General features: G+C 69.7%; 13 protein-coding genes. 9 read left to right on the forward strand and 4 right to left on the reverse strand.

The features are described from left to right. Window positions 1–161: 161 nt before the first annotated feature. From ASE76_RS14635 to ASE76_RS14665, 7 genes are all read left to right on the forward strand, one after another. Entirely contained in the window at window positions 162–2108 is a 1947-nt protein-coding gene (locus ASE76_RS14635) for a long-chain fatty acid--CoA ligase (protein WP_055840863.1), read from the forward strand. Further along, window positions 2105–2998, forward strand: coding sequence for an ABC transporter ATP-binding protein (locus ASE76_RS14640; RefSeq protein WP_236698471.1), 894 nt, complete (start codon window positions 2105–2107; stop codon window positions 2996–2998). The genes ASE76_RS14635 and ASE76_RS14640 overlap by 4 nt, the downstream gene beginning before the upstream one ends. Window positions 2999–3904: 906 nt before the next feature. Continuing rightward, entirely contained in the window at window positions 3905–4834 is a 930-nt protein-coding gene (locus ASE76_RS14645) for a branched-chain amino acid ABC transporter permease (RefSeq protein WP_055840866.1), read from the forward strand. 2 nt (window positions 4835–4836) lie between these two features. Beyond that, window positions 4837–5901, forward strand: a complete 1065-nt coding sequence (locus tag ASE76_RS14650; RefSeq protein ID WP_055840869.1) for a branched-chain amino acid ABC transporter permease — start codon at window positions 4837–4839, stop codon at window positions 5899–5901. 174 nt (window positions 5902–6075) lie between these two features. Further along, entirely contained in the window at window positions 6076–7401 is a 1326-nt protein-coding gene (locus ASE76_RS14655) for an ABC transporter substrate-binding protein (RefSeq protein ID WP_055840873.1), read from the forward strand. A 103-nt stretch (window positions 7402–7504) separates the two neighbouring features. Next, window positions 7505–8368 (forward strand): ABC transporter ATP-binding protein, encoded by an 864-nt coding sequence (locus ASE76_RS14660; protein WP_055840874.1) that lies wholly within the window; start codon window positions 7505–7507, stop codon window positions 8366–8368. A 201-nt stretch (window positions 8369–8569) separates the two neighbouring features. Then, the gene (locus tag ASE76_RS14665) at window positions 8570–9829 is read left to right on the forward strand and encodes a phenylacetate--CoA ligase family protein (protein WP_055840877.1); all 1260 of its coding nucleotides are present in this window, start codon (window positions 8570–8572) and stop codon (window positions 9827–9829) included. 85 nt (window positions 9830–9914) lie between these two features. On the opposite strand, the gene ASE76_RS14670 is transcribed toward ASE76_RS14665, so the two are convergent. Together ASE76_RS14670 and ASE76_RS14675 are read right to left on the reverse strand one after the other, a co-directional pair. Then, window positions 9915–11117, reverse strand: a complete 1203-nt coding sequence (locus ASE76_RS14670; protein WP_055840881.1) for a M48 family metalloprotease — start codon at window positions 11115–11117, stop codon at window positions 9915–9917. Between the two features lie 94 nt (window positions 11118–11211). Continuing rightward, window positions 11212–12144 carry an SDR family oxidoreductase gene (locus ASE76_RS14675; RefSeq protein ID WP_055841420.1) on the reverse strand — a complete coding sequence of 311 codons (933 nt, stop codon included), beginning with the start codon at window positions 12142–12144 and terminating at the stop codon, window positions 11212–11214. 400 nt (window positions 12145–12544) lie between these two features. Here ASE76_RS14675 and ASE76_RS14680 point away from each other — a divergent pair, with 400 nt between their 5' ends. Then, window positions 12545–13531 carry a tripartite tricarboxylate transporter substrate-binding protein gene (locus ASE76_RS14680; protein ID WP_055840884.1) on the forward strand — a complete coding sequence of 329 codons (987 nt, stop codon included), beginning with the start codon at window positions 12545–12547 and terminating at the stop codon, window positions 13529–13531. Window positions 13532–13585: 54 nt separating this feature from the next. Here ASE76_RS14680 and ASE76_RS14685 read toward each other — a convergent pair whose 3' ends face one another. Further along, window positions 13586–16258, reverse strand: coding sequence for an EAL domain-containing protein (locus ASE76_RS14685; RefSeq protein WP_055840887.1), 2673 nt, complete (start codon window positions 16256–16258; stop codon window positions 13586–13588). 397 nt (window positions 16259–16655) lie between these two features. Between ASE76_RS14685 and ASE76_RS14690 the strand changes: the two genes are divergently transcribed. Then, window positions 16656–17609, forward strand: coding sequence for a tripartite tricarboxylate transporter substrate binding protein (locus ASE76_RS14690; RefSeq protein WP_236698490.1), 954 nt, complete (start codon window positions 16656–16658; stop codon window positions 17607–17609). A 96-nt stretch (window positions 17610–17705) separates the two neighbouring features. Here ASE76_RS14690 and ASE76_RS14695 read toward each other — a convergent pair whose 3' ends face one another. Next, window positions 17706–18029, reverse strand: coding sequence for a DUF1840 domain-containing protein (locus ASE76_RS14695; RefSeq protein ID WP_055840893.1), 324 nt, complete (start codon window positions 18027–18029; stop codon window positions 17706–17708). Window positions 18030–18067: the final 38 nt, after the last annotated feature.

The following is an 18067-nucleotide window of genomic DNA, read 5'->3' on the forward strand; positions in this document are numbered from 1 at the left end:
GCGGACGCGGCTGCGGGAAAGTCCGGGGAAGGGAGAACCCGCGAAATGTCGGCCGAACGACAACCGGGCGTCAAAGCCGTGCCTACAGTGGCCCCCTACGAGCACCGCCCGCCGATCCGGCGAAGGCGGCGCCGACACAACGAGACAAGAAGAGGTCAGGCATGCAGAGCACCTTTCCCCGCCTGCTGCTCCAGCACGCCGATGCGCGCCCCGACGCGGCCGCATTGCGCGAGAAGGAGTACGGCATCTGGCAGACGCACACCTGGCGTGGCCTGGCCGCGCTGGTCGAGCGCATCGCGGCCGGCCTGCAGGCGGCGGGGCTGGTGCGCGGCGAGCACCTGGTGGCGATCGGCGCCAACCGCCCGCGGCTCTACGCCACGATGCTGGCCGCGCAGTCGCTGGGCGCCATCCCGGTGCCGCTCTACCAGGACGCGGTGGCCGCCGAATGCGTGTTCCCGCTGGTCAATGCCGAGGTGCGCTTCTGCGTGGTCGAGGACCAGGAGCAGCTCGACAAGCTGCTGGAAATCCGCGAAGACTGTCCCCTGCTCGCCCGCATCTGGTACGACGATCCGCGCGGCCTGCGCCGCTACGACGAGCCGGGCGTGGCCTCGCTCGACACCCTGGTGGCCGACGGCGCCACCGCCGTCGCCGCGCAGCCCGGCTGGTTCCGCGCCCAGGTGGAGTCGACGAGCGCCGACGACGTGGCCGCGATGTTCTTCACCTCCGGCACCACCGGCAAGCCCAAGGGCGTGGTGCACACCCACGCCAGCCTGCTCGACCGCGCCACCGCCGGCGCCGAGTTCGACCGGCTGACCGAACGCGAGGAAGTGCTGGCCTACCTGCCGCCCGCCTGGATCGGCCAGAACATCTTCAGCTACGCGCAGTGGCTCTCCTGCGGCTACGTGGTGAACTGCCCCGAGGACGCGAGCACGGTGATGATCGACCTGAAGGAGGTGGGCCCCACCTACTACTTCGCGCCGCCGCGGGTCTTCGAGGGGCTACTCACCAGCGTGATGATCCGGATGGAGGACGCGGGCGCGGTCAAGCGCGGCCTGTTCCACCACTTCATGGCGCTGGCCCGCCGCGTCGGCCCGGCCCTGCGCGACCGCCAGCCGGTCGGCGCCTGGGACCGGCTGCACTACGCGCTCGGCGACCTGCTGGTCTACGGCCCGCTGCGCAACACGCTGGGCTTCTCGCGGGTGCGGGTGGCCTACACCGCCGGCGAGGCCATCGGGCCCGACCTGTTCAGCTTCTACCGCTCGATCGGCATCAACCTCAAGCAGCTCTACGGCTCCACCGAGACCGCCGTCTTCGTCTGCCTGCAGCCCGACGACCAGGCGCGCGCCGACACCGTGGGCGTGCCGATCCGCGGCGTCGAGATCAAGGTGGCCGACAACGGCGAGATCCTGGTGAAGTCGGCCGGCCTGCTGCGCGCCTACTACAAGAACCCCGAGGCGACGGCCGAGGTGCTGACCGCCGACGGCTGGTACCGCACCAGCGACGCCGGCTTCCTGGACGCGGGCGGCCACCTGAAGATCATCGACCGGGTGAAGGACGTGGGGCGCCTGGCCGGCGGCGCCTTCGACGGCGCGATGTTCGCGCCCAAGTACGTCGAGAACAAGCTTAAGTTCTTCCCGCACATCAAGGAAGTGGTGGCCTACGGCGACGGCCGCGACCGGGTCTGCGTGATGCTCAACATCGACTTCGACGCGGTCGGCAACTGGGCCGAGCGGCGCAACCTGCCCTACGCCGGCTACACCGACCTGGCCGGCAAGCCCGAGGTCTATGCGCTGATGCAGGAATGCGTGGAAAAGGTCAATGCCGACCTGGCCGCCGACGCTCTGCTCGCCGGCAGCCAGGTGAGCCGTTTCCTGGTGCTGCACAAGGAGCTGGATGCCGACGACGGCGAGCTCACCCGCACCAACAAGGTCCGCCGCGGCTTCATCGCCGAGAAGTACGCGCCGCTGGTCGACGCGTTGTACGCCGGCCGCACGGTGCAGTTCATCGAGACGCAGGTGAAGTTCGAGGACGGCCGCACCGGCAGCGTCAGCGCCACCCTGCAGATTTCCGATGCGAAGACCTTCGCACCGGTGAAGGCCGCCGCATGACGACCACCACGACCACCGCGACGACCCCTTTCCAGTCCCTGGCCGCCGGCCCCGCCGCGCCCGACCGCCCGCCCCCCCACGGCACGCCGGCCCATGCTGACGATACCGGTGCCCGCGCCCCGGGCGAGGTGATCCTGGAGGTAAAGAACATCTCGCTGGCCTTCGGCGGGGTGAAGGCCCTGACCGACATCAGCTTCGACGTCCGCGAGCACGAGATCCGCTCGATCATCGGCCCCAACGGCGCGGGCAAGAGCTCGATGCTCAACTGCATCAACGGCGTGTACCAGCCCCAGCAGGGCGCGATCACCTTCCGCGGCAAGACCTTTCGGCACATGAACAGCCGGCAGGTGGCCGAGATGGGCGTGGCCCGCACCTTCCAGAACCTGGCGCTGTTCAAGGGCATGAGCGTGATCGACAACATCATGACCGGCCGCAACCTGCGCATGCAGAGCAACCTGCTGCTGCAGGCCCTGCGCATCGGCCCGGCGGTGGCCGAAGAGATCCGGCACCGCGCGTTCGTCGAGCACATCGTCGATTTCCTGGAGATCCAGGCCCACCGCAAATCGCCGGTCGGCCAGCTGCCCTACGGCCTGCAGAAGCGGGTGGACCTGGGCCGCGCGCTGGCGATGGAGCCGCAGGTGCTGCTGCTCGACGAGCCGATGGCCGGCATGAACGTGGAGGAGAAGCAGGACATGTGCCGCTTCATCCTGGACGTGAACGAGGAGTTCGGCACGACGATCGTGCTGATCGAGCACGACATGGGCGTGGTGATGGACATCTCCGACCGGGTGGTGGTGCTGGACTACGGCAAGAAGATCGGGGACGGGACGCCGGCAGAGGTGCGGGCGAATCCCGATGTGGTGCGGGCGTATCTGGGAGGCGAGCGGTGAGGGGTTCGGTCGTCCGCTGCGCTGCCTTACTCCCTCTCCCCCTGGGAGAGGGTGGGGGTGAGGGCCGCGCCCGGCATGCGTGCCGTGATCGACAAGCACCCCAACAACGCGACTCTTCTGTCTTGCTGCCTCTGCACCCGGGGGAGCGGGCTGAGGTGAGGGTTGGCCGACCGGTACTTGCAACGCCCACTCGACCAGTTGCTACTAAATCCATAGCTAGAAGCCGGCCCTACACGCCGGCTACAGGCACATTTCATTCAAAACCCGGCGAAACTCTTTCTCCCGCCCCCGCCCCCAGGCGTCACTGCCGCGCAGCCGGCAGCAGCCGACGGACCCCGCTCCCCCGCCCCTCGGGATGCGCCGAGGAGCGCAGCGGCAGGCGGAAAAAGGGCCGCGCATGTCTGAGCGCAGCGAGTTTGCGCGGACCCCGCCTGACGCGAGCACCGCAGGTTGCCCGNGCCCCTCGGGATGCGCCGAGGAGCGCAGCGGCAGGCGGAAAAAGGGCCGCGCATGTCTGAGCGCAGCGAGTTTGCGCGGACCCCGCCTGACGCGAGCACCGCAGGTTGCCCGCAGCGCAGCGGAGGGACGCAGCACGTGGGGTCGCCTTTCTTTGGTTCCTTTCTTTGGCGAAGCAAAGAAAGGGACTCGCCCGCGGGGGCGAACTCCCCGCCTCCGCACCCAAAAGCCGCAGCGCAGCGAAAAGCAGCAGCGACATCAATCAGCCGGGCGCGGCCCTCACCCCCGCCCTCTCCCAGAGGGAGAGGGAGCAAGACCGAACAGCCGGCGCGTTGGCCCAACAGACGTCAGTGGATGGCCGCCCGGACGCGGCCCTCACCCCCACCCTCTCCCAGGAGGAGAGGGAGCCAAACCAACACGGGCAGCCGCCCCCACAAGGACCACCTGACCATGGGCTTCTTCCTGGAAACCGTCTTCGGCGGCCTCATGGCCGGCATGCTCTATGCCCTCGTCGCCCTCGGCTTCGTCCTCATCTTCAAGGCCTCGGGCGTCTTCAACTTCGCCCAGGGTGCGATGGTGCTCTTCGCCGCACTGGCGATGGCCCGATATGCCGAATGGTTCCCGCAGTGGTTCGGCTTCAGCAGCCCGCTGCTCGCCAACCTGCTCGCCTTCGCGGGCGCGGTCCTCACCATGGTCGCGGTGGCCTGGCTGATCGAGCGGCTGGCGCTGCGGCGCCTGGTCAACCAGGAGGGCATCACGCTGTTGATGGCGACGCTCGGCATCAGTTACTTCCTCGACGGCGCGGGCCAGCTGCTGTTCGGCAGCGCCACCTACAAGATCGACGTGGGCATGCCCAAGGACCCGATGATGGTGCTGGAGAACACCTTCGAGGGCGGCCTGCTGCTCAGCAAGGAAGACCTCTACGCCGCGCTCGTCGCCGCGCTGCTGGTCGCGACGCTCACCCTCTTCTTCCAGAAGACGCGCACCGGCCGGGCCCTGCGCGCGGTGGCCGACGACCACCAGGCCGCGCAGTCGATCGGCATCCCGCTCTCGCGCATCTGGGTGATCGTCTGGTCGGTCGGCGGCATCGTGGCGCTGGTGGCCGGGATCATCTGGGGCTCGAAGCTGGGGGTGCAGTTCTCGATATCGCTGGTGGCGCTGAAGGCGTTCCCGGTGGTGATCCTGGGCGGCCTCACCTCGGTGCCGGGCGCGATCCTGGGCGGGCTGATCATCGGCGTGGGCGAGAAACTGTCCGAGATCTACCTGGGCCCCTTCGTCGGCGGCGGCATTGAGAACTGGTTCGCCTACGTGCTGGCGCTGGGCTTTTTGCTGGTGCGGCCACAAGGCCTCTTCGGCGACAAAATCATTGATCGGGTCTAGCCATGTTCTATCGTGAAAACGGGCAGTTCAAGAGCAGCTACCGCGCCGACCTGGCCCTGTTCCCGGTGGCGCAGGACCGGTGGGCGATGCTGCTGCTGGCGGCCGTGGCGTTCGTCGCGGTGCCGCTGGTGGCGAGCGACTACGCGTTCCGCGCGGTGATCACGCCGTTCCTGATCCTGTCGATGGCGGCCATCGGGCTCAACATCCTCGTCGGCTACTGCGGCCAGATCTCGCTGGGCACCGGGGCCTTCATGGCGGTGGGGGCGTACGCGGCCTTCAACCTGCAGGCGCGCATAGAGGGCATGCCGCTGCTGCTCGCGCTGCTGGGCGGCGGGCTGGCCGCCACGGTGGCGGGGGTGCTGTTCGGCATACCGTCGCTGCGCATCCGCGGGCTGTATCTGGCGGTGGCGACGCTGGCGGCGCAGTTTTTCGTCGACTGGTTCACCAACCGGGTGAAGTGGGTGACCAACGATTCGTCCTCGGGCTCGGTCAGCGTGGGGCCGCTGCAGATGGGCGGCTACGCGTTCGACACGCCGGTGCAGAAGTACCTGCTGTGCCTGGGCCTGGTGGTGCTGTTCGGCCTGCTGGCCAAGAACCTGGTGCGCGGCGCCATCGGACGCGAGTGGATGGCCATGCGCGACATGGACGTGGCGGCCGCGGTGATCGGCATCCGGCCGGTGTACGCCAAGCTCACCGCGTTCGCGGTCAGCAGCTTCATCGTGGGCGTGGCCGGCGCGCTGTGGGGCTTCGTGCACCTGGGCGCCTGGGAGCCGGCGGCCTTCGGGATCGACAAGTCGTTCCAGCTGCTGTTCATGATCATCATCGGCGGGCTGGGCTCGATCGCCGGCAGTTTCTTCGGCGCGGCCTTCATCGTGCTGCTGCCGCTGTTCCTGAACTACGTGCCGCACTGGCTGGGGCTGTCGCTCTCGACCTCCACCGCGTCGCACCTGGAGCACATGATCTTCGGGGCGCTGATCGTGTTCTTCCTGATCGTGGAGCCGCACGGGCTGGCCAAGCTGTGGTCGACGGCGCGGCAGAAGCTGCGCCTCTGGCCATTCCCCCATTGAGATCTCCCCCAGGCTGCGCACTGCGTGTCTTCGCCAACCCCCTTCCGGGGGCGGCTCCAGCGGACTGGCGGAGCCAGATCCGCGGTGCCACTGGACCCGATTTTTTGCGGTTGTTTTTGTTTTCGACGGTAGTTGTTCACCCGCACCTTGTGTGCCCATAACAGGAGACTCGCCATGCAATTCAAGAAGAAGATCGCGCTCGCTGCGGCCGTGGCCGCTGCCGGACTTTCTGCGCTCGCCACGTCCACGCTCGCGCAGGCCCAGGCGGCCAACGAGCAATTCATTCCGCTGCTGGTCTACCGCACCGGGCAGTTCGCGCCGCTGGGCATTCCGTGGGCCGACGGCAAGCAGGATTACCTGAAGCTGGTGAACGCGCGCGACGGCGGCGTCAACGGGGTGAAGCTGGCGTTCGAGGAATGCGAGACGGCCTACGACGCGGCCAAGGGCGTGGAGTGCTACGAGCGGCTCAAGGGCAAGGGCACCGGCGCCTCGGGCTTCGACCCGCAATCGACCGGCATCACCTTCGCGGTGACCGACAAGGCCTATGCCGACAAGGTCTCGATCGAGACGCCGGGCTACGGCCTGTCGCAGTCGGTCGACGGCACCGTGTTCCAGTGGAACTTCCCGCTGCTGGGCACCTACTGGACGGCCGCCGACGTGATGCTGCAGGACATCGCCAAGAAGGAAAAGGGCAGCCTGAAGGGCAAGAAGATCGCGCTGGTCTACCACGACAGCCCCTACGGCAAGGAGCCGATCCCGCTGCTGCAGAAGCGCGCCGCGGCCGACGGCTTCGAGCTGAGCCTGTTCCCGGTCACCCCGCCCGGCGTGGAGCAGAAATCCACCTGGCTGCAGATCCGCCAGCAGAAGCCCGACTACGTGCTGTTCTGGTCGGCCGGCGTGATGACGCCCGCCGGCATCCGCGAGGCGCAGGCCAGCGGCTATCCGCGCGAGAAGATGTACGCCATCTGGTGGGCCGGCTCCGACCACGACGTGAAGGACATCGGCGCGGCCGCCAAGGGCTACAACGCGATCACCATCCACAACAGCGCCGCCAAGGACAAGGTCCACGACGAGCTGAAGAAGTTCGTCTACGACAAGAACCAGGGCAGCGGCCCGGCCACCAGCGTCGGCACCCTGGCCCACACCCGCGGGATGATGATCTCGATGCTGCAGGTCGAGGCCATCCGCGCGGCGCAGGACAAGTACGGCAAGGGCAAGACGCTCACGCCCGAGCAGGTGCGCTGGGGCTACGAGCACCTGGACCTGACCGCCGACAAGCTGAAGGCGCTGGGCTTCGGCGAGGTGATGCGGCCGGTCAAGACCAGCTGCCAGAACCACATGGGCGACGACTGGGCGCGCATCGTCCAGTGGGACGGCGGCAAGTGGGAGATCAAGTCCGACTGGTACCAGTCGGACAAGACGCACATCGATCCGCTGGTCAAGGAGTTCTCGGCCAAGTACGCCAAGGACAAGAACGTGACCCAGCGCAGTTGCATGTAGCCGGTTATTGAAAGAAAAGTGCCTGGGGCCGGCTCGCAGCGCCGGCCATCAGCTATGTTTTTCATAGCAAAGGCGTTCGACCTCTCCTTCACCGAGCCTACCCATGAACGCTCCGCCCTCCTCCGCCGACCCGGCTGCGCAGTTGCAGCCGGCACCGCCTCCCCTGCTCGACGTCAACGGCATCGAGGTGATCTACCACCACGTCATCCTGGTGCTGAAGGGCGTCTCGCTGACGGTGCCCGAGGGCGCGATCGTCGCGCTGCTCGGCGGCAACGGCGCGGGCAAGACGACCACGCTGCGCGCCATATCCAACCTGCTGGAGGGCGAGCGCGGCGAAGTGACCAAGGGCGCGATCCGGCTGCGCGGCGAGCGGATCGAGCGGCTCACGCCCGCGGCGCTGGTCGACCGCGGCGTGGTGCAGGTGATGGAGGGCCGGCACTGCTTCGCCCACCTGACCATCGAGGAGAACCTGCTGGCCGGCGCCTACACCCGCAAGGACCGCGGCGAGATCGCGGCCAACCTGGAGAAGGTCTACACCTACTTCCCGCGGCTCAAGACGCGGCGTACCAGCCAGGCGGCCTACACCTCGGGCGGCGAGCAGCAGATGTGCGCCATTGGCCGCGCGCTGATGGCCAACCCGCGGATGGTGCTGCTCGACGAGCCGTCGATGGGCCTGGCGCCGCAGATCGTCGAAGAGGTCTTCGAGATCGTGAAGGACCTGAACACGCGGGAGCACGTCACCTTCCTGCTGGCCGAACAGAACACCGGCATGGCCCTGCGCTATGCCGGCTACGGCTACATCCTGGAGAGCGGCCGGGTGGTGATGGACGGCACCGCCGCCGCGCTCTCGGGCAACGAGGACGTCAAGGAGTTCTACCTGGGCATGGGCCGCAGCGACGACGGCGGCGCCCGCAAGAGCTTCAAGGACGTCAAGAGCTACAAGCGCCGCAAACGCTGGTTAGCGTGAGCCCCCCGGCTTTGCACTCCGCTGCCGCTGCGTGTCATTCGCCACCCCCCGAGGGGGAGGCAGCCCCGGGCCTTGGGGCGGCCCGGCGGCCGGGGCGGCATGGAAGGCAAGCATGGCTGCGGCTGACAAGGCGCATCGCGGCGGCCGGGCAGTGATGAAGATGGTCCGCAATCGCATGCAGTGCGAAGTTTGGGAGAACCGATGAACGAACACTACGACGCACTGGAGACCCGCGACCCGGCGGAGCGGGAGGCGGCGCTGATGGCGGCGCTGCCGGGGCAGGTGGCGCATGCGCAGGCTCGGGCGCCCGCGTTCGGGCGCATCCTGGCGGGCGTCGATGCGGCGGGGGTGCGCAGCCGCGCGGCGCTGGCGCGGCTGCCGGTGACCCGCAAGCACGAACTGCTGGAGCTGCAGCAGGCCGCGCGCGCGGCGGGCGGCGATGCGATGGGCGGCTTCGGGGCGGTGGGCTACGGCGCGGCGATGCCGCGCATCTTCGCGAGCCCCGGCACGCTGTACGAACCCGACGGCCAGCGGGCCGACCACTGGCGGATGGCGCGCGCCTTCTTCGCCGCCGGCTTCCGCGCGGGGCAGTTGCTGCACAACAGCTTCAGCTACCACCTGGTGCCGGCCGGCGCGATGATGGAGAGCGGCGCCCACGCGCTGGGCTGCACCGTGTTCCCCGGCGGCACCGGGCAGACCGAGCAGCAGTTGCAGGCGCTGGCCGAGCTGGGCGCGCACGGGTACGTCGGCACCCCGAGCTTCTTGCGCATCCTGCTCGAGAAGCTGCAGGAACGCGGCGGCGCACTGCCGCGCCTGACCCGCGCGCTGGTCTCGGGCGAGGCGTTTCCGCCGTCGCTGCGCGACTGGCTGCGGGGACGCGGCGTGGAGGCCTACCAGTGCTACGCCTCGGCCGACCTGGGCCTGATCGCCTACGAGACGGCGGCGCGCGAGGGCTTGGTGCTGGACGAGGGCGTGGTCGTCGAGATCGTGGTTCCCGGCACCGGCGAGCCGGTGGCCGAGGGCGAGGTGGGCGAACTGGTCGTCACCAGCTTCAACCCGGTGTACCCGCTGGTGCGCTTCGGCACCGGCGACCTGTCGGCCGTGCTGCCCGGCACCTGCCCCACCGGCCGCACCGGCACCCGCATCCGCGGCTGGATGGGCCGCGCCGACCAGACGACCAAGGTGCGCGGCATGTTCGTGCACCCCGCCCAGGTGGCGGAGATCGGCAAACGCTTCACCGAACTGGGCCGGTTGCGGCTGGTGGTCTCCGGCGCGATGGCCGACGACCGGCTGCTGCTGCGCGCCGAATGCGCATCGCCCGAGGGCGGCGACGCGCTGGCCCGGCGCTTGGGCGAAGCGGTGCGCGAAGTGACCAAGCTGCGCGCCGAGGTGGAGCTGTGCCCGCCGGGGGCCTTGCCGAACGACGGGAAGGTGATCGAGGATGCGCGGAGCTACGAGTAAGGCGGCAAGGACGCCGTCGCGCAGCCCGGTTGCGCAACAGCGCCTCTTTTGCACCTTCGCCCGGCGCAGGCCGGGCGCGGTGCATTCATTCCTCTTCCGCCTCCCGGCAATCCTGCGGCAGGCTGCCCTGCGCCATGCCGGTGCCCGCCACGCAGTACCAGCGCACCGGCCCGTCGCCCTCCTCCGGTACCGGGTGCATCTGCAGCACGCCGGCCTTGGTGCGGACTTCCACGTTCATCGTGTCCACGTCGTAGACCAGGCGGCTGCCGTCGGCCAGCTGGGTGGCGGCGCCGGCTTCGGCCAGGGTGTCGGGCTGTTCGCCGTTCTTCTGGTAGTGGGCGCCGAGGGCGGCCCGCACCTCGGTGCCCATCTGCCAGGCCTGCGCCACCGCCGCGCGTCGGGTGTACTGCTGGTAGGCCGGCAGGGCCACCGCGGCCAGGATGCCGACCATCGCCACCAGCACGACGAAGCCCGCCGCGCCGCCGCCGGCACGTCCGCCGTAGGGCACGAAGAGCGCCAGAAAGTACGCTGCCGGGTGGCGCGCCGGCATCGTCACCGTAGGCTGCAGCACCCGCGCCAGTCGCTTGGTGAGCCAGGGGTAGGCGGAGGTCAGCTCGTGGAACGACGACCAGAAGCCGGCGTTGTGCACCGTCTGGCGGGCGTACTCGACCAAATCGATCCGGCTCCAGCGCTGCGGGCCGGCGGCCAGCGCCACCATGGCGCGCGCGGCGGACTCGGGGCTCTGGCAGCAGGCGCGGCCGTGCAGGTCGCAGGTGCTTTCCTGCGCGCGGGAATAGGCGGCACCCAGCAGCGGCAGCCACAGCACCGGGATGCGCCAGACATGGCCGGTGAGGTGCTTCATCCGGATGTGGCCCAGTTCGTGGCCCATGTAGAAGTGGATGCCGTCCGGGTGGCGCTCCATCGCGTCCACCACGTCCGACAGCAGGATGACGAAGTTGCGCCCCAGGAACCGGGTGGCGAACGCGTTGAGCATGCCGCCGCCGTTGAGCAGGTAGGCCTCGGGCAGCTCGGCGATGCCCAGCTTGCCGCAGCAGTGCACCAGGCTCGCATGCAGGTCGGGCTGCTGTGTGGCGGTGATCCGCACGCCGGTGCCCTTCAGGTAGGAGATCAGCGCCGACTGCGCGAACAGGTAGACCACGAAGGCCAGCAGCACGTAGAACAGCAGCGCACCGAAGGTGGCGACCAGGATGAGCACCCAGGCGAGCAGCCCCAGCACCAGGGTGATGCGGCCGAGCGTGCGCTCGTGCCGGTAGACCAGCGATTCCATTGAAATTCCCCCCAGGAAAGAAAGTTGTGGTTCTTCTGACGCGGGCTCTCGCGGCCCGCGGGGGGATTCTAGGAAGTGCGGTCGCGGCGCCCGATCAGATCGCGCCGACGCTGCCGGTCACCGGCAGCACGATGCCGGTGATGTAGCCGGCGCACGCCGGCGCCGCTAGGAAGACGTAAGCGGGCGCCAGTTCTTCGGGCTGGGCGGGGCGGCCCATGTCGGTGTCCTTGCCGAACGTGCGCACGTCGCTCGGCTTCTTGTCGGCCGGGTTCAGCGGCGTCCACACCGGGCCCGGCGCCACCGCGTTCACCCGGATGCCGCGCGGCAGCAGGTTGGAGGCCAGCGCCTTGGTGAACGCGTGGATCGCGCCCTTGGTGGCCGAGTAGTCGAGCAACTGCTTGCTGCCGCGCAGCCCGGTGGTCGAGCCGGTATTGAGGATGCTGCCGCCGCGCGGCAGGTGCGGCAGCGCGGCCTGCACCATGTGGAAGTAGCCGTGCACGTTGGTGCGCAGGGTCATGTCGAGCTGCTGCTCGGTGATGTCGGTGATGTCCTCGGCATGCGACTGGAAGGCGGCGTTGTTGACCAGCACGTCGAGCCGGTCGAAGGCCTTGACCGTCTTCTCCACCGCGCGCTTGCAGAAGGCGGGCTTGCGCACGTCGCCCGGGATCAGGATGCAGCGCTGTCCTTCGGCCTCGACCGCGCGGCGGGTGTCCTCGGCATCCTGGTGCTCGTCGAGGTAGACGATCGCGACGTCGGCCCCCTCGCGGGCGAACAGCACCGCCACCGACCGGCCGATGCCCGAATCGCCGCCGGTGACGATGGCCGCCATGCCGCCGAGCTTGCGGCTGCCGGCGTAGTCGGGCGCGTCGTAGCGGGGGCGCAGCGCCATGCTGCGCTCCAGGCCCGGCTTGACCAGGCGGCGGGCGGGCAGCGGCGTTTCGGGCTGGCGGCGGGCACCGGCCTGCACCGCCTTCTTGGGTGCCGCGGCGCCGGCGCGGGCATCGCGCGCGGCCTGGGCCCGCTGGATCGCGCGCTGGGTGGCGCCGGTGCCGGCGGCGGCCGCGCGGGCCGGCGGGGCAGCGGTCTTGCGCGACGGAGCCGCGGCAGTGGCCGCCTTGCCGGCGGGGGCCTTGCGGCCGGCGGTCTTGCGGGAGGGGGCGGAAGCGCTGGCGCTTGTGCGGGTGCTGGAGCGGGAAGTCGGCACGTCGGAAGGGGGCTGCACGGGCCAGCCGCGGAGGCGGCGGCATCCGGTCCCGGTGCCAGCCATGCTAGGGACGGCTTTGGCAGGCGGTGTAACAGGGCGCCCCGGGGCACCGATAGGGGGCCAAAAACCCCACGGCCCAATGCCCTTTTCTCTAGGGTAACTGCCCGTTGCACCTGGAGGACCGGTGGCTATGATCGCCCGTCATTTCACAGGAAGACCGCTCATGCACAAACTGCTCTCTCTCACCGTACTGGCAGCGGCCGCGCTCGGCGCCATCGGCGTCCAGGCCCAGGATTTCCCCGCCGGCAAGCCGGTGACGATCGTGGTGCCGTTCACCGCGGGCGGCCCGACCGACCGCGTGGCGCGCGACCTGGCGGAAGCCCTGCGCAAGCCCCTGGGCGGCGTGAGCGTGATCATCGAGAACGCGGCCGGCGCCGGCAGCACCATCGGCACCGCCAAGGTGGCCCGCGCCAATCCGGACGGCTACACCCTGCTGCTCAACCACATCGGCATGGCCACGATGCCCGGCCTCTACCGCAAGCTGCCGTTCAAGGTGGAGAGCGATTTCGAATACCTCGGCATCATCAACGACGTGCCGATGACGCTGATCGCCAAGCCTGCGCTGCCGGCCAACACGTACAAGGAACTGACCGGCTGGATCGCCGACAACAAGGGCAAGATCAACCTGGGCAACGCCGGCGTCGGCTCGGCGTCGCACCTGTGCGGCCTGCTGTTCCAGAGCGCCACCAAGGTCGAGATGACGCCGGTGCCGTACAAGGGCACCGCGCCGGCCATCGCCGACCTGATCGGCGGCCAGATCGACCTGCTCTGCGACCAGACGACCAACACCACCTCGCAGATCGAGGCCAAGAAGGTCAAGGCCTATGCGGTCACCACCGACAAGCGCCTGACCACGCCCGCCCTGAAGGACCTGCCGACGCTCGCCGAGTCGGGCCTGAAGGACTTCCAGGTCACGATCTGGCACGGCCTGTACGCGCCCAAGGGCACGCCGGCGCCGGTGCTCAAGAAGATCAGCGACGCGCTCAAGGTCGCGCTGAAGGACCCGGAATTCGTCAAGAAGGAAGAAGGCCTGGGCGCCGTGATCGCCAACGACAAGCGGGTCGAGCCTGCCGGCCACAAGGAGTTCGTCGCGGCCGAGATCGCCAAGTGGACGCCGATCATCAAGAACGCGGGCGTCTACGCCGACTGAGCGTTCCCCCCGCGCCGAAAGCCGCCGCAGCCCGCCCGGGCCCGGCGGCTTTTTTCATGGTGCGCAGCGCTGGATCCGGGGTGGCATGCCGCCGCCGATCAACGCGGCGAAGGCGGTCGCGTCCACCGGATAGCTGAAGTGGAAGCCCTGCATCTGGTCGCAGGCGTTGGTGCGCAGAAAGTTCTCCTGCTCGGCCGTCTCCACGCCCTCGGCCACCACCGTCAGGCCCAGCGCCCGGCCGATGGTGATGATGGCCTGGGTGATCGCCTTGTCCTCGGCGCTGGTCGCCAGTTCGCGGATGAAGGACTGGTCGATCTTGATCGTGTCGACCGGGAAATGCTTCAGCTGCCCCAGCGCCGAATACCCGGCGCCGAAATCGTCGATCGCCAGCCGCACGCCCATCGCCTTGACCGCCTGCAGCAGCGCCAGGGCGCGCTCGGGGTCGCGGATCACCGTGCTCTCGGTCAGCTCCAGCTCCAGCCAGCGCGGCTCCAGCCCGGTCTCGCGCAGGATCGCGGCCAGGTCGGCGATGAAATCGGCATGGTCGAGCTGGCGGGCCGACACGTTGACCGCCATGCAGACCGCGGGCAGGCCCTGGCGCTGCCACTCGACGCTCTGCCGGCAGGCCTCGTGCAGCACCCAGCGGCCGATGGCGACGATCAGCCCGGTCTCCTCGGCCAGCGGAATGAAGCGCGAGGGCGGCACCTCGCCCAGCTCGGGGCTGGTCCAGCGCAGCAGGGCCTCGACGCCCACCACGCCCTGGCTGCCGCAGGAGAGCTTGGCCTGGTAGTGCACCGCCAGCTCGCCCCGCACCAGCACCTGGCGCAGCCCCGTCTCCAGCGCCAGCCGCTCGATCGAGCGCACCTGGATCTCGGCCGAATAGAACTGCGCGTTGTTCTTGCCGCGGTCCTTCGCGCTGTACATGGCCGCGTCGGCGTTCTTCATCAGCGTCTGCTCGTCGCGGCCGTCGGCCGGCGAGCGGGCCACGCCGATGCTGGCCGACACGCTGCATTCGCTGCCGCCGATCCACACCGGCCGCGCCGCCTGGACCAGCATCGCCTGGGCCGCGAGGGCGATGGAGGCGGTGTCGTCGGTCGGCAGCAGCACCACGAACTCGTCGCCCGCCAGCCGCGCCAGCACGCCGCCCGGCGGCAGCACCCGGCGGAAGCGGCCGGCGAGCTCCTGCAGCAACTGGTCGCCGGCGCCGTGGCCCAGGGTGTCGTTGATGAACTTGAAACGGTCGAGGTCGATGAACAGCACCGCGCAACCGGCGGCGCCCTCGGCCGCGAAGGCCAGTGCGCGGCCCAGCAGGGTGCCGAAGTGGGCCCGGTTGGGCAGCCCGGTGAGGGTGTCGTGCGTCGCCAGGTGCTGGGCGCGGCTCTCGGCCAGCTTCATCCGGGTGATCTCGTGCGAGACGCCGCGGTAGCCGGCGAAGGCGCCGTCGGCACCGAACATCGGCTCGCCGCTGACGCTCACGAAGTAGGGACGGCCGTCGGGCAGCGAGCGGAACATCGGCACGTCGCGGAACGGCTGGTGGGCCTCCAGCGTCTCGCGCAGCGGGCCCCAGCCGCCGGGCAGGTCGACCGCCAGTTCGGCGTCCCACACCGGCCGGCCCAGGTAGACCTTCTGCACCGCGCGGGTCTCGTGCCGGCGGCCCTCCATCGCGCAGTAGTGCAGCCGGGTGTCCAGCTCCCAGTACCAGTCGGACGACAGGTGCGTCAGCGCGCGGAAGCGCGCCTCGCTCTCGCGCAGCGCCGACTCCACCGCGCGCTGCTGGGTGATGTCGCGCAGGATGCCGTGGAAGCCCCGCGGCCGGCCCGCGGCGTCGCGCAGCAGGTGCACCGAGCCCTCCACGTCGAGCACCCGGCCGTCGCGGTGCAGGTACTGCCACTCCTCCCGCTCGCAGGCCACGCCGCTGCGCCAGACGCGCTTGAAGGTGGCGCCCACCAGCCGCGCCATCGCGTCGGTCTGGAAGGCGCGGTTGTTGGTCGCCAGCACCTCGTCGCGACTGTAGCCCAGCAGCCGGGTGAAGGCGGTGGTGCAGAACATGTGGTTGCCGGCCAGGTCCACCTCGTAGTAGGCGTCCTGGATGCTTTCGAGGATCGCATGGCGGCGCTCGCTGGCGCGCAGGGCCTCTTCGGCGGCGCGGCGTTCGGCCTCCTCGTCGAACTTGTCGAGCGCGAAGGCGATGTTGCGGGCCATGCGCTCGATCAGCCGCACCGTCTCGTCGTCGAACGCGCCGGGGCGCTCGGCGTAGAACATCAGCACGCCGATGGTGCCGCGGCGTGGCACCAGCGGCACCGCGGCGCCCGAGCCCAGGCGGCGCCGTGCGACCGTTTCCTTCCAGGCCGACACCCGCTGGATGCGCGGGTCGTTCTGCAGGTCGTTGCTGACGCTCGGCCGGCCGGTGCGGAACGCGGTGCCCGCGGTGCCGCCGCTCTCGACCGACGCGCCGTCGACCGACATGTTCATGTTGTCGACCAGGTGCGGCTCCACCCCGGCCGCGGCCACGCTGCGCAGCCGGCCGGTGGCGGCGTCGCGCAGGCTGACCGAGACGATGCGGAAGTAGCCGTCGGCCATCGCCGCGGCACAGACTTCGCGGAACAGGTCGCGCTCGGTCGCGCAGCGCAGCACCGCCTCGTTGGTGGCGCTCAGCACCGCATGCAGCGCCGCGAGGTGTTCGAGGTGCTGGTGGTGGGCGTCGGCGGGAGTGCCGTCCGGCGTCATGGGCGGCGGCGCGGCGCGGCGCTACGGGGCCCGGTGGCGGCGTGCGGAGAACGGCGTGCGGCGGCGGGCGGCGGGGCCGGTCGGCGGGACTGCAGGGAACACATCATGCGCGGTAGCCGTGACCAGAGACAGGGTTGAAGAGACGGCACCGCCAGACGATCCGTGCGCAGCAGCATCCATGCCTGCGATGGTGACGGGCCGGCATGCTCCGCAGCATCCGGGTTTTCACCTGCAGGCAACAGCGTAACCCGCTGCCAAGCTCGGTGGCAAGCCGCGCCCCGTTGCGCCGCCGCCTCACCTATCACCCAGGAGACTTCCCCGCATGCGCCGCACCCCCGTTGTCCGCCGGATCTTCCTCCATGCCTGTGCGCTGGCCGCCGCATCGCTCGCCGCCGGGATGGCCGCACCCGGCACCGCCCTGGCGCAGACGCCGTGGCCGAGCAAGCCGGTGCGCATCGTCGTGCCCTTCGCGCCCGGCGGCACCACCGACCTGCTGGCCCGCGCCGTGGCGCCCGAGCTGTCGAAGGCCTTCGGCCAGCCCTTCATCGTCGACAACCGGGCCGGCGCCGGCGGCAACGTGGGCGCCGACATGGTCGCCAAGGCCGCGCCCGACGGCTACACCCTGCTGATGGGCACGGTGGGCACCCACGGCATCAACCGGGCGCTCTACGCGAAGATGCCCTTCGACCCGATCAAGGACTTCGCGCCGGTGACGCTGGTGGCCGCGGTGCCCAACGTGATGGTGATGAACGCCGAGAAGGCCCGGGCGATGGGCATCCGCAACGTGCAGGACTTCGTGCGGGTGGCCAAGGACCGTCCGGGCAAGCTCAACATGGCCTCGAGCGGCAACGGCACCTCGATCCACCTGGCGGGCGAGCTGTTCAAGAGCATGACCGGCACCTACATGGTCCACTTCCCGTACCGCGGCTCGGGCCCGGCGATCATGGACATGGTGGGCGGCAACATGGACGTGATGTTCGACAACCTGCCGTCGTCGATGCAGCAGATCAAGGGCGGCAAGCTGGTCGCCCTGGCCGTGACCAGCGCCCAGCGCTCGCCGGCCCTGCCCGACGTGCCCACGGTGGAAGAGGTCGGCGGCCCGGCGCTCAAGGGCTTCGAGGCCAGCTCGTGGTTCGGCCTCCTGGCGCCGGCCGGCACGCCGCCCGAGATCGTCAACCGCATCCAGCAGGAGCTGGCCAGGTCGCTGCAGACGGCGGCGATCAAGGAAAAGATGGAAGCCCAGGGCGCGATCCCCAGCGGCAACACGCCGCAGGAGTTCGCCAGGCTGATCGACAGCGAGCACCGCAAGTGGGCCGAGGTGGTGAAGACCTCGGGCGCCAAGGTCGACTAGCCGCCGGCGGCGTGCACCGCCCGCTCGCTATCGAATCGATAGCTGGTGGCCGTTGCGGAATACCGGCTGCAGCCGTTTTTCATTCGAAAACGGGGCTTACACGCCCCAGACCACGTCCTTGCCTTCGGCCGCGCTGCGCTTGAGCATGTCGATGAAGGGGGCGGTGCGCTGGCGCAGGGTGACGCTGTGGGTGCCGTGCGCATGGTGGCCCGCGCCGTCGGCGTTCTCGTCGGCGACCTGCTGGGGCTGCTCTTCGTCGTGGCGCACCGCGGCTTCGAGCGCGGCGACGGCGCCGGGAATCTGGGCGACGGTGATGATGCCCTGGTGGGCCGGCTCCTTGCCGATCAGCTTGAGCACCTGCTGGGCGCTGGCTTCGAGCAGGATGACTTCGGCAGTAGCTTGGGATTTGAACTTGAACATGGTGTCGTCTTTTTTGGGCTGAGGTGAAGTCGCGCCGC

It is taken from the genome of Xylophilus sp. Leaf220 (assembly GCF_001421705.1).
Classification (GTDB): Bacteria; Pseudomonadota; Gammaproteobacteria; order Burkholderiales; family Burkholderiaceae_C; genus Xylophilus.

What these genes read in the sequence shown, in the direction of transcription:
- ASE76_RS14640 (WP_236698471.1), top strand. Translation starts at nt 2,105, where the DNA reads ATGACGACCACCACGACCACCGCGACGACCCCTTTCCAGTCCCTGGCC.
- ASE76_RS14680 (WP_055840884.1), top strand. Translation starts at nt 12,545, where the DNA reads ATGCACAAACTGCTCTCTCTCACCGTACTGGCAGCGGCCGCGCTCGGC.
- ASE76_RS14670 (WP_055840881.1), bottom strand. Translation starts at nt 11,117, where the DNA reads ATGGAATCGCTGGTCTACCGGCACGAGCGCACGCTCGGCCGCATCACC.
- ASE76_RS14650 (WP_055840869.1), top strand. Translation starts at nt 4,837, where the DNA reads ATGTTCTATCGTGAAAACGGGCAGTTCAAGAGCAGCTACCGCGCCGAC.
- ASE76_RS14655 (WP_055840873.1), top strand. Translation starts at nt 6,076, where the DNA reads ATGCAATTCAAGAAGAAGATCGCGCTCGCTGCGGCCGTGGCCGCTGCC.
- ASE76_RS14660 (WP_055840874.1), top strand. Translation starts at nt 7,505, where the DNA reads ATGAACGCTCCGCCCTCCTCCGCCGACCCGGCTGCGCAGTTGCAGCCG.
- ASE76_RS14645 (WP_055840866.1), top strand. Translation starts at nt 3,905, where the DNA reads ATGGGCTTCTTCCTGGAAACCGTCTTCGGCGGCCTCATGGCCGGCATG.
- ASE76_RS14665 (WP_055840877.1), top strand. Translation starts at nt 8,570, where the DNA reads ATGAACGAACACTACGACGCACTGGAGACCCGCGACCCGGCGGAGCGG.
- ASE76_RS14690 (WP_236698490.1), top strand. Translation starts at nt 16,656, where the DNA reads ATGGCCGCACCCGGCACCGCCCTGGCGCAGACGCCGTGGCCGAGCAAG.
- ASE76_RS14685 (WP_055840887.1), bottom strand. Translation starts at nt 16,258, where the DNA reads ATGACGCCGGACGGCACTCCCGCCGACGCCCACCACCAGCACCTCGAA.
- ASE76_RS14695 (WP_055840893.1), bottom strand. Translation starts at nt 18,029, where the DNA reads ATGTTCAAGTTCAAATCCCAAGCTACTGCCGAAGTCATCCTGCTCGAA.
- ASE76_RS14635 (WP_055840863.1), top strand. Translation starts at nt 162, where the DNA reads ATGCAGAGCACCTTTCCCCGCCTGCTGCTCCAGCACGCCGATGCGCGC.